The sequence below is a fragment of the Spiroplasma attinicola genome (assembly GCF_023509825.1).
GTDB classification, from domain to species: Bacteria; Bacillota_I; Bacilli_A; order Mycoplasmatales; family VBWQ01; genus Spiroplasma_D; species Spiroplasma_D attinicola.
This window is the reverse complement of sequence record NZ_JAKQXY010000002.1, coordinates 132,168-145,574: the sequence shown is the minus strand read 5'-3', so window position 1 is coordinate 145,574 and position 13,407 is coordinate 132,168. Positions and strand designations below refer to the sequence as shown.

Here is a 13,407-nt window from a genome sequence, read left to right as displayed (position 1 = left end):
TAGTATTAACCTACAATAAAGTAGACTAGGTTTTTTTATTTAATCAAAGTTTTAATTTTAGTAACAAGGACATCAATTGCAACAACATTATGAAAGTCAAATGGCACAATAATATCAGCAAAGCGTTTAGTTGGTTCAACAAAAGCATCATGCATTGGTTTAACAGTTGCAGTATATTGTTTTAAAACACTATCTAAAGTGCGACCACGAGTTTCAACATCACGAGTAATTCTTCTTAATAATCTAATATCACTATCAGTATCAACAAAAATTTTAATTGCTGCTCGATTACGAATTTCTTGATTTTCTAAAGCAAAAATTCCATCAAAAATAATGACATCACCAGGTTTAATAATTTTTACTTCTTTACTACGACTATTAACTTTAAAATCATAAATTGGTTCTTCAATTTTATTTCCTAGCAATAATTGTTCTAAATTATGAATTAATAATGGGTAATCAAAAGCATTAGGATGATCAAAGTTAGTTTGTTTTCTTGCTTCAGGCAATAAATGACTCAAATCTTTATAATAATTATCCATTTCAATAAAAACAACATCTTTACCAGTACACGCTTCAGCAATTTTATTGGCAACAGTAGTTTTACCCGAAGCACTACCACCAGCAATGACGATTAAACTAACTTTATGGTTTTTATTTTTCATTTAATTTAGTTTACCTTCCTTGAAATTCAAATTTTAACTTATCAAAATATGTTTGTAAAATAATTGTCGCTGCTAATTGGTCTTTAAGTTCTTTGCGTTTAGCTCGTTTAACATTCCCTTGAATTAAAGCTTGATTGGCGCTAAAAGTTGTTCTTCTTTCATCAAAAAGAACAACTGTTAAATCTTTGCTAACTTTATTTTCTAATAATTTCTTAAATTCCAAAACAACTTGAGCACTTTCACCAACTGATCCATCCATATTAAGCGGATAACCAATAATTACCTCATTTGGTTGATAATCACCAATCGCCATTAATAACATATCTAATGCTAAATCAAAATCATGTTCTTTAAATCTTAAAGTTTTTCAGGGTGAAGCAATAATCCCTGTTCCTGTTGCTAATCCTAATGTTTTGCTTCCTAAATCAATGCCTAAATATTTCATAATTTTATTATATCGTATTTCTGTTATTTTTAAAATTGATTGATTAAAAATAAAATTTATGAAATTATTGCTAATTTACCCCATTTTCTGCCAAAAATGTTATAATATTTAAAAATTATGCTAAAAAAGGGGTATAAAGATGGCAGAAAATTTATCAAAAAACAAACTTCTTCTAGATGAAAAGAAAGGGAAGAAAAAACTATATAAAAGTTGAAAACTTTACGCTATTACATTAGGAATCATTGGTGTTGGATTAGGAATAGGATTAGGCGTTGGACTAGGAGTTAATGCTAATAAAGTTCCTACTGAGATTAATATAACTGATCAAGATATTGCAAAAGCAATTAATAATGCAAGTTATACAGCTGAAACAAGAATAAATTCATCAACACAAAGTATTATTAATCAAGTTAATGCTGATTTCATTCAAACAAAATTAACTGGTACAATTGCTAAGACATTCAACATTGAATTATTTAAACTTAACAAAATTACAATAGGAAATAATAATACTGAATTAAGCGATACTGATTTATCAGTAATCCAAACAATTAATGCAAAAATTAATTACAATTATGGTTCTATTAGTAATCAAGAATCTAATCTAACAATTACCGTTAAAACTAGTACTCAACAAATTGTTGACGCAATTAATAAGACATCAACACATATAACAGCTGCTATTAATGATAAAACAGCAGTAATTATTAATCAATTAGATGGTGAATTTATTAAAACTCAATTAAGTGAAGACATTGCAAATGAATTTAATTCTGAATTATTTAAATTTAATAAAGTTACAATTAATGGTAATGATTTACAAGATAGCGATTTAACAAGAGAACAAACAATTAATGCCAAAATCAACTATAACTATGACACAATTATTAATCAAGAAACTAACCTAACAATTGTAATTATAGCTAGTGATCAACAAATCGTTGATGCAATCAACAATACTAGTTTTTCAATTGCAACGATAATGAATTCATCAGCAGCAAGTGTTACTAATCAAATTACTAGTGAATTTATTCAAAACCGTTTGCCTAGTGAATTTGAACAACCATTTAATCCTGAGCTATTTAAACTTAATAAAATTACAATTAATGGCAATGATTTACAAGATAACGATTTAACAACAATTACAAAAATCAATACTAAAATTAATTATAATTATAATTCAATCACTAACCAAGAAACTAACTTAATAATTACAATTTCGGTAAATAACCAAGAAATTGTTAATGCTATTAATAATGTAACAACATATAATTTATTTGCTACTATTGGTGATACAACACAAAGTATTACTAATCAATTAGATGGTGAATTTATTAAAACTCAATTAAGTGAAGACATTGCAAATGAATTTAATTCTGAATTATTTAAATTTAATAAAGTTACAATTAATGGTAATGATTTACAAGATAGCGATTTAACAAGAGAACAAACAATTAATGCCAAAATCAACTATAGTTACGATTCAATTGTCAATCAAGTAACAAATTTAACAATCATAGTTACAACTAGTGACGAACAAATTGTCAATCAAATCAACAGCAATGAAAATTATACATTAACAGCAATAAATGGTACTACTGCAGAAAGTATTACTAAACAAATTAATACTAAATTCATGCAACAACAATTAACTGGTAATGCTAGAAAATCATTTAATAATGATTTATTTAAATTTAATAAAGTTACAATTAATGGCAAAGATTTACAAGATAGTGACTTAATAAGTAATAAGCTAGTTAATGTAAAAATTAATTATAATTATAGTACGATATCTAATCTTGAAACTAACTTAAAAATTAATCTTATCCCTGAAGTATTAGATCAAGATGTCATTCAAACAATTAGAAATATAAAATATGTAATAAAAACAACTAAAGGCAGTTCTGCTAAAAGTATTACTAATCAAATTACTAGTGAATTTATCCAAGAAGAATTAATGGAAGCAGTTGCGGCAAAATTTGATAGTAATAAATTTAAACTTAATACAGTTACAATTAATGGTAATGATTTAAAAGATAGTAATTTAGCAACAATTGGCATAATTAATACTAAACTCAATTTTGCTTATAATAATTCTACCTTTGAAACTAACTTAATAATTATTATTGAATAATATTAATTAATAAAATCAAATAAAATGAGAAAAATATAATTAAATATGTTTTCTCATTTTATTTTTGTTTTTCAATGCTTTCCTTTATAATAATATTAAAATAGGTGAAAAAATGAAGCAAGAAAAAGTCAATATGCAATTTAAATATCATGAAGCAAACAAAGTTAAAAATATTGCTAATTCAGATTTATCTTTAATTAGCAAAAAACTTAATTCAGATATTGGGATTGCAAGTGAACAAAGAAAAAATCAAGTTGCCAAGTTTGGAACTAATAAAATTTCAGTCAAAAAATTTAACCATTTTAAAAAATTCTTTTCGGCAATAATTGAACCTTTTAATCTATTATTATGAGTAGTTGCTTTAACTGAATTTTTTATTTTCTGATTTAATGGTAGAAAAGCAATTGATTTAGTTTCTTCATTAATTGTATTTTTTATGATAATTTTAGCTGTCTTTGTTAATTATATTCAAGAGCATCGAGCATATAATTTAAATCAAAAATTAAAAGTATTAGTTACTGATAACTTTTTTGTTCTAAATCAAAAAATTGATAATATTAATACTTTTAATTTTAATGAAACAAACAAAAATTTAATTCAAATTAATCAAAATGATTTAGTAATTGGTGATGTTATTGTTTTAAAACAAGGTGATTTAATTCCTGCTGATGCTAGAATTATTTGAGAAGATAATTTATCAGTTGATCAATCAACATTAACTGGCGAAAATAATCCAATTAAAAAAAGTATTACTAATAAAAGTAAAAAAATTGTTGAATATAACAATATTCTATTTGCGCAAACAATTATTACTTCAGGTAAATGTTATGCGGTAATTATTAACATTGGTGATAGTAATTACTCACAATCAATTTTAACTATGGCCGAACAAATTGCAACTAAATCTGATTTCAGTAAAGGAATAAGTAAACTAACAATAATGCTAGTTATTGCAATTTTAGCAGTAATTCCGTTTATTTTTATTGCTAATGGTTTACGAACTTCACAATGAATTGCAGCTTTAGTATTCACTTTATCAATTGTTGTTTCTTTAACACCCGAGGCATTACCAGCCGTTATTGCTACTAACTTAAAAATTGGTAGTAAAAAACTTGTTAAAGAAAATGTTGTTGTTAAAAATAATGAAGTAATTCAAAATATGGGGAGTGTTAATATCTTAACAACTGATAAAACAGGAACTTTAACAGTTGATGAAATTGAAGTTGCAGATATCATTGATATTAATGGTAACAGTTCTGAATGTATTGCAAAATGTGCTTATATTAATGCTTTTTTTGAAAGAAATTTAATTAATAAAATTGATGAAGCAATTTATCATAAACTTAATAAAAAATTTAATACTAACAAAATCCAATTAATTGCTGATATCCAATTTGATCATGAAACGAAAATTAGTACAGTTTTAATTAAAGAAGATAATAAAACAAAACAAATTACTAAAGGTTCTTTTACTGAAATGATGAATATCATTGCCAAAGTTAAAATTGATAACAAAATTGTTACTTTAAATGATCAACATAAAAATAAAATTAATCAATTAGTTAATAATTTAGCTCAAAAAGGTTTTCGAGTAATTCTTGTTGCTTCAAAAAAAACAAGTAAAATTACAACTAACAATTTAGTTTTTGAAGGAATTATTTCGTTTGAAGATAAATTAAAAGATGATATCAAAAAAGTCATTAAAACCATTTATGAGTCAGGAATTGATTTAAAAATTTTAACAGGAGATGCCTTAGAAGTTTCACAAACTATTGCTAATAAATTAGCAATGAAAAAAGAAAATGCTGTACTTGGTCAAGATTTAGCAATTAGTAATAATGAAAAACTATATCAACAACTTATAACAGCAAATATTTTTGCTAAATTATCACCCTTTGAAAAAGCAAAAATTGTTGAAACTTTAAAATCAAATCATGTTGTTGCTTTTTTGGGTGATGGTGTTAACGATGCCGGTGCTTTAAAATTAGCAGATGTTGGAATTTCAGTTAATAATGGTACGCCAATTGCCAAATATGCTTCTGATGTTATCTTATTAAAAAAAGATTTAGATGTGTTAGAAAAATCATTTATTAAAGGAAGAGAAATTTTTTATAATGCTCTTAAGTATATTAAATTAACTGTTGCTTCAAACTTTGGTTTAATGTTAACTTTATTAATTGGATCAATTTGATTTGACTTTGCTACTATGTCACCAATTCAGTTATTAATGCAAAACTTAACTTTTGATTTAGCTAATTTATTGTTTGTTATTGATAAAGTTGATAACCAAGCAATTAAAAAACCATTAAAATGAAATATTAAAACAATATTTCCTTTCGTGCTTATTAATAGTATTTTAATGTCAATTATTAGTATTACTAATTTCTTAATCGTTGGTTATGGTTTTAATTTTTTTGAACATATTAATCATAATGAGCTATCAAGAGCCTTATATATTAAACAATTTCAAACAATGTTCTTTATTGAATCAATGGTCAGTCATATTTTCTTTATTTTCTTTGCTCGAACAGCAAAAATATCATTTATTCAATCATGACCGGCAATTACTTTCTTATTTAGTATGCTAAGTTTTTTAATAATCCCTTTCTTATTTACCTTTGTTAATCCGATTGCAAATGTCTTTCAATTATCAAAACCACCATTATTATGACTACCAGTATTACCAGGATTAATAATTGTTAATTGAATTTTAGTTGAATCAACAAAAGCAGTAATGACAAAAAAATTTAAAATTTGAATTTAATAAGTAATTAAAAATTGTTAATTTAACGGCAGTGAATTTTAAATATTCACTGTTTTTTTATCATTATTTTCAAAAATATTGCTCCCCCTCCTCCTGAGAGTGATATAATTTTAAAAAAATAAAGGAGATAACCTAAAATGGCACAAGATTTAACAAAAGAAATTCTTCCAATTGAAGAACAAAAACAAACAAAGAAAATATTATATAAGAATTGAAAATTTTATGCTACAGCATTAGGAATCATAACGGTTGGTTTAGCTGTTGGTTTAGGAATAGGATTAGGTATTGAAAATAGTTCTCATAATACTATTACTCCAACACAGAAAATTGTTAATGAAATTAACAAGATCACAAATCTTGAAGTAATAGCAAATACTACTGATAGCACAGCAACATCTATTAATAATCTAATTACTAGTGATTTTATTAGTGCAAAATTAACAGGTGACAATAAAACTACATTTGAAGCTAATAAAAATAAATTTGCACTTGTAAAAATTACTGTTGGTAAAAATGATTTAGTAGATAATAATCTAAAAACAATTGGAACAATTAATGCTAAACTTATTTATAATTATGACTCAATTAAAAATCAAACAACCAATCTAATAATTACAATTTCAGATAAAAATACTACTGATATAGTTAATCAAATTAATATTACTACTTATGAAACAAATGTTGAAATTAATAGCACAATTGATGATTTAATATTTATGCCTTTATTCATTCAATCAAAATTAACATTCCAAAATAAAACAGGATTTAATGCTAATTTGTTTACTTTTAATAAAATTACTGTTAATGGTAATGATTTACAAAATAGTGATTTAACAACAGAACAAACAATTAATGCTAAGATTAATTACAATTATGATAATATTGCAAACCAAACAACAAACTTAACAATGACAGTCGGTACTAATGTTTGATCTGAAGATGTAATAACTAAGCAATTAAATACATTAACAGGTTTTACAGTTAATTATGATCAAACAATAGCAACAATTACAACAGTTACAGACCAATTAAAAACTATGTATGTTGATACTTTTACGAGCATTAAGATTCAAAATGAAATTAAAGAAAATTTAATAATTTCTAATTTAAATCGTAGTATAAGTGGTACTCATACTCCATGAACAGATGATGACTTAAGAAATGGAGCAACTAGTGGTACAACTTGATTCAATCTTACTTTTAAAAATATATTATTAAGTAGCACTAAAATTGTCCATCTTAATCCTGTTATTATTGATGCAACTTTACTTAATTATTTAAGTAGCACAAATAATTCAACAACAATTACTTATGATAAAGCAACAGTAAAGATTGATTCAATTAAAAACCAAATGTTAAATATCGTAATTAATAGTATTACTAGTGAAAAAATTCAAAATTATCTTAACGAAAATTTAACAATTGCTCGGTTATATACATCAGCACGAGTAGATGGACAAACAATACAAACTGATGTCACAGATGAAAGATTAAGTAATGGTGAAACAACTGGTGATTATGAATATTTATTAACAAAATGTATTCTTGGAATTAATGAAGCAGAAAGTAAAGTTATTACACTGCGTCTTTATCCAAATTAAATAATTAATAAAAGATTTGTTCAAAATGAAAAAGTTCAGTTTATAAACTGAACTTTTTTTATTTTTGATAATTAACAATCACTACTGGTGCTTGATAGCATAAATAATAAACTAAAAATAAAAAAATGTATAATAAAAAAAGAGGGAAAAAATAACAAAATTTATTTTTATGAAAATAAATAGAAGGGGAAATCTTATATATGAAAAATAAAACTAAAGGAAAGCAAAAGGCAAGTATTGATCTTAAAGCTAACGAAAAAGAAATTGCTCGAGAAATTAATCAAGCAAGTTATAAAATCAAAACTACAGCGGGGGTAGTAGCAAAAAATATTAATGAACTAATTAATTGAAAATTCATTCAATCAAAATTAAATAACAAAGTTAATAAAATGTTTAATATTGGTTCATTTAAATTTTTAAAAATAACTATTAATGATAAAGCTTTACAAGATCACAATTTAACAGAAAATGGTTTAATTAAGGCTAAAATTAACTATACTTATGGTTCAATGAAAAGACAAAAAACTAATTTAGAAATTGATCTTACAGTTAGTGATCAACAAATTGTTGATGCTATTAAAAAAGTAACTTATGAAATTGCAACTATTAGTTATAGTAGTGAAGAAAATATTAATGATAAAATTACTGGCAATTTTATTAAAGAAGAACTTCCAACAGATTTTAAAAATGCTTTTGATCTTAAATCATTTAATTTTAATCAAGTTTTAATTAATAACCAACCTTTACGCTATAATGACTTAATTCAAAATGGCACAATTACTACTAAAATTAATTACGATTATGGACAAATGAAAAATCAAGAAACTCATTTAACAATTAATCTTGCAGTGAGTGATCAACAAATTGTTGAAGAAATTAAAGAAAAAAATTATAAATTATCAGCTCCAGTTGATACTCAAGTTAAAAATATTAATCCTTTAATTAAAGGAAATTTTATTGCTAAACAATTAAGTAATGATGTTGCTAAAGCTTTTAAAACTAAATCTTTTATTTTCCAAAAAATTGTCTTTAATGGTAAAGATTTACAAGATAATGATTTAATAAAAGATGGAATATTAAATGTTAAAATTAATTTTAATTATGGAACAATTAAAAACCAAAGTACTAATTTAACAATGACACTTACAGGTGTTGGTAAACAACAAGTTATTGATGCTATTAATAAAGCTAACTATCAAATTGAATCTGAAATTAAAACTAAAGTTAATAATATTAATAGTGAAATTAATGCTAAATTTATTAAAAAACAATTAAGTGGTGATATTGCTAGAGCTTTCAATTTAAAATCATTCAAATTCAAAAAAATAACAATTAATAAAAATAACTTAAAAGATAATGATTTACTATTAACTAAAACCATTGATACTAAAATAAACTATGATTATGATGCTCTTATTAATCAAGAAGCAAATTTAAAAATTAAATTAACTGTCAGCAAAGAACAAATTGTTAATGAAATTAAAAACTTAAATTATGAAATTAAATCAACAATTAATACTAAAAACACTACTTTAGGAGAATTAATTACTAGTGATTTTATTGCTGAAAAACTAACTGGTGAAATTGCCAAATCTTATGATGCTAAACTATTTAAATTTAGTATGATAACAGTTAGTGGTCATAATTTAACAAATAGTGATTTAAAAACTGCTCGAACAATTAACGCAAAAATTAATTATCGTTATGGCGCACTTACTGGTCAAGAAACTAATTTAAAAATTGAACTAACAGTAAGTCAACAACAAATTGTTGATGCTATTAAAGTAGCAAATTATCAAATAACAACAAAAGTTGATGCTGAAGCAAAAACTATTAGTGATTTAATCAATCCTGATTTTATTAAAAAACAATTAAGCGGTGAATTTGCGAAATTTTTTGATATGAAAAGTTTTACTTTCCAAAAAATTACTATTAATGACAAAGATTTGCAAAATCGTGATTTAATGAATCCTGAAATAGTTAATACTGAAATTAACTATAATTATGGTGCAATAAAAAATCAAAAAACTAATTTGACAATTAAATTAACAGGAATTAGTAAAAAACAAGTTAGTGAATTTATTAATAAAATTAATTACCGAATTACAACAACAATTAATACTAAAGCAAGTAGTTTTGCTTCATTAATTAATGGTGAATTTATTCATGAATCATTAACAGGTGATATTGCCAAAGTATTTAATCCAAAGTTTTATAAATTCAATAAAATAACAGTTAGCGGTGATAATTTAGCTGATAGTGATTTAGTGACTGCTGGTATTATTAATACAACAATTAATTATAACTATGACACAGTTGTTGATAAAGAAACTAATTTAACAATTAAAGTTGTTGTTAGTGACAAACAAATTGTTGATGCTATTAATAGTCCAACTGATGAATTAAGACTTTCAAGTACTGTTGATAATAAAGTAGAAAAAATTAATGATATTATTACTGATCAATTCATTGTTAACAAATTAATGGGAGAAATTGCCAAAGCATTTAATCCAAAAGAATTTAAATTTAAAAAAATTACCGTTGCTGGTCATACTTTAAAAGAAAGTGATTTAGCGACCGCAAAACCAATTGCTGCTAAAATTAACTACGATTATGGTTCACTTCTTAATCAAGCAGCTAGTTTAAAAATTGAATTAAATGTTGGTGAAGAACAAATTGCAACTGCCATTAAAAAAGTTGATTATCAATTAATAACTAAAGTTGATAGTACTACTAAAAATATTAATGCTTTAATTACTGGCAACTTTATTAAAAGTAACTTAACTGGTGAAATTGCCAAAGCATTTAATATTAGTTCTTTTGCTTTTCATAAAATTACAATTGATGAAAATGATTTACAAGATCATGATTTAACAACTCCAAAAACAATTACTGGAATAATTAATTATGATTATGCAAAAATCAAAAACCAAAAAGCAAATTTAACAATTAAATTAACAGGAGTTAGTCAAAAGCAAACTGTTGCTGCAATTAATGATACAAGATATGAAATAATTACACCAGTTGATAGTCATGCTAAAAATATTAGTGCTTTAATTACCGGTAATTTTATTAAAAATGAACTAAGTCATGATATTGCCAAACCATTTGATATGAGTGCTTTTACTTTCCATAAAATTATTAATAATGGTACTGATTTAAAAGATAGTGATTTAATTAACCCTGGAACAGTTAGAGCTAAAATTAGTTATGACTATGCTAGAATTAAAAATCAAGAAACTAATTTAGCAATTAAATTAACAGGAGTTAGTCAAAAAGAAACTGTTGAAGCAATTAGTAAAATTAAATATCAAATTACAATTACAATTAATAGCAAAATTAGTAACATTATGGAATTAGTTACTAACGAATTCATTTTAGAAAAATTCCCATCTGAAATTAAAAAAGCTTTTGATATTAAATTATTTAAATTTAATAAAATTACCGTTAATGAAGTTGATTTAACGAATAATGATTTAGCAACTGCACGAACAGTTGCGGCTAAGATTAACTACAATTATGGAGCAATCAAAAATCAAACAATGAATTTAATCATTGATGTTGTTGCTAGCGATCAACAAATTGTCGATGCCATTAAATTAACAAAATACGAACTAAAAACAACAATTAATCATAGTGCAAAAAGTATTAATGAATTAATTAATGGTGCTTTTATTAGTAATAACTTAACTGGTGAAATTGCTAGAAACTTTAATTTGAGATCATTTAAATTTAAAAGAATTACTGTTGCTGGTCACAATTTAAAAGATAGTGATTTATTAACAGTTAAGACACTTAATGCAAAAATTAATTACAACTATGGTTCAATTAGTAATCAAGAAACAATTTTAACAATTGATCTTTCAGTTAGCGATGAACAAATGATTACTCAAATTAATAAAATCATTTATGAAAAAAGTCTGCCAATTAACAGTAGTATCCAAGATCTTAATAATTTAATGACAGGTGATTTTATTAAAAAGCAATTAACTGGCGAATTTGCAAAACATTTTAAAAATAAATCATTTAAATTTGTCAAAATTGTTGATTGTACTAACCATGATTGAAAAATAAACCAATTTGAAATTGCTGATTCATATCAAGCTAAAATTAATTATGATTATGATTCAATGCCAAATCAAAAAACTAAATTAACAATTAAAGTTACTGCAACTAGTCAACAAATTGTTGAAGCAATTAATAATACAATTTACAAAATAACAACTAAAGTTAATAGTGAAGCAAAAAGTATTACTGTTTTAACTACTGGTGAATTTATTAAAACAAATCTTAATGGTAACGCTTATCGTTATGCTTTAGACAGTAAACTATATAAATTTAATAAAGTTACTATTAAAGGCATTGAGTTACAAGATACTGATTTAATTAAGCGTGGTGAAGTTAATGCAAAAATTAATTATAATTACGATTTAATTGCTAACCAAGAAACAACTTTAAAAATTGAACTAACAGGAATTAGTCATAAAGAAATTGCTGATGCTATTAATGCTGCAACTTATTCAATTGCAAATCAAACAGGGTCAACAACTAATAGTATTAAACCATTAATTACTGAACAATTTATTAAAGAAAAACTTTCAGGTGAAACTAAAGATTCATTTAATATTAGTTTATTTAAAGTAATATCAATCGCAGTAGGCAATGATTTAAGTTATCATTTTGATAAAACAGGAACTTTTGATGCTAAAATCTACTATGATTATGGTTTAATTAAAAGTCAAAAAGCTGATTTAACAATTAAAACTACTCCTAATCTTGTCGATGAAAAAATTACTGGGGCAATTAATGGTGCAAATTATACAATTGCAAATCAAGTTGGTTCAACAACTAATGATTTGAAACCATTAATTAATGAAGAATTTATTAAAGAAAAACTACCAGTTGATCTTAAAGAAACTTTTAATATTAATTTATTTAAGTTAAACACAATTACTGCTAATGGTAATTTCAGTAAACCTGGAACTTACACTGGTAAAATCAACTATGATTATGCTGCAATGCTAAATCAAACAATTAACTTAACAATTACTACTAGCATTAATGAAGAACAAGTTGCTAATAAAATTAATGAAACAAGTTATCAAATTGAAACTAGAGTTCCTTCAAAGATTTCTGACCTAAAACCATTAATTACTGGTGACTTTATTCAAGCACAATTACCAGAAGAATTTAAAAAAGTTTTTAAAGCTAACTTCTTTAGTTTAATGTCAATTACAATTAATGATTTTACCGAAAAAATCTTCAATGAAGTTGAAACAACTAATGCAAAAATTAACTATAATTATGAAAAATATAAGAATCAAACAACTAATTTAGCAATTAAAGTTCTACCAAACATTGAAGATGAAAAAATTACTAATGCAATTAATAGTAAAACTTATCAAATATCAGTTAAAGTTGGAGCAACAACTGACAATATTAAACCTTGAATTAGCCCACAATTTATTAGAGAAGCATTATCTGATAGTATAAAAGATATGTTTTCAGTTGACTTATTTGAATTAATTTCAATTACTGTCAATGGTGAATGAAAGAAATTTGATAAAGTTGCAGTTGTTCAAGCTAAAATTACTTACAATTATGACACAATGAAAAAACAAACAACTAACTTAAAAATTAAAGTTACTGCTTAGATTGTTATCAATGTAACTTAAAGAAAGAAATTCAGTTTTAATAAACTGAATTTTTTTGTTAAAAAGTAGAAAAATAAAAAATTATTGCTTGCCCTTTCCCCATGATAAAATAATTTAAGTAATCAAAATTATTTTTTATAAAAT

Annotated in this window: 6 protein-coding genes; 4 read left to right on the top strand and 2 right to left on the bottom strand. The window is 24.2% G+C overall.

The window, feature by feature from the left end:
- Positions 1-35: 35 nt before the first annotated feature.
- Both udk and ruvX read right to left on the bottom strand, forming a co-directional pair.
- A complete protein-coding gene (gene udk / locus LT335_RS03710; RefSeq protein ID WP_249728753.1) occupies positions 36-665 on the bottom strand; it encodes a uridine kinase in 630 nt (209 codons plus the stop codon).
- Positions 666-675: 10 nt separating this feature from the next.
- Positions 676-1,110 carry a Holliday junction resolvase RuvX gene (gene ruvX / locus LT335_RS03705; RefSeq protein WP_249728752.1) on the bottom strand — a complete coding sequence of 145 codons (435 nt, stop codon included), beginning with the start codon at positions 1,108-1,110 and terminating at the stop codon, positions 676-678.
- Positions 1,111-1,249: 139 nt separating this feature from the next.
- Here ruvX and LT335_RS03700 point away from each other — a divergent pair, with 139 nt between their 5' ends.
- The 4 genes from LT335_RS03700 (at position 1,250) to LT335_RS03685 (ending at position 13,263) form a co-directional block, all read left to right on the top strand.
- The gene (locus LT335_RS03700) at positions 1,250-3,244 is read left to right on the top strand and encodes a hypothetical protein (protein ID WP_249728751.1); all 1,995 of its coding nucleotides are present in this window, start codon (positions 1,250-1,252) and stop codon (positions 3,242-3,244) included.
- A 112-nt stretch (positions 3,245-3,356) separates the two neighbouring features.
- The gene (locus tag LT335_RS03695; RefSeq protein ID WP_249728750.1) at positions 3,357-6,008 is read left to right on the top strand and encodes an HAD-IC family P-type ATPase; all 2,652 of its coding nucleotides are present in this window, start codon (positions 3,357-3,359) and stop codon (positions 6,006-6,008) included.
- Positions 6,009-6,145: 137 nt separating this feature from the next.
- Entirely contained in the window at positions 6,146-7,609 is a 1,464-nt protein-coding gene (locus LT335_RS03690) for an autotransporter outer membrane beta-barrel domain-containing protein (protein WP_249728749.1), read from the top strand.
- A gap of 200 nt (positions 7,610-7,809) precedes the next feature.
- Positions 7,810-13,263, top strand: coding sequence for a hypothetical protein (locus tag LT335_RS03685; protein ID WP_249728748.1), 5,454 nt, complete (start codon positions 7,810-7,812; stop codon positions 13,261-13,263).
- Positions 13,264-13,407 lie beyond the last annotated feature (144 nt).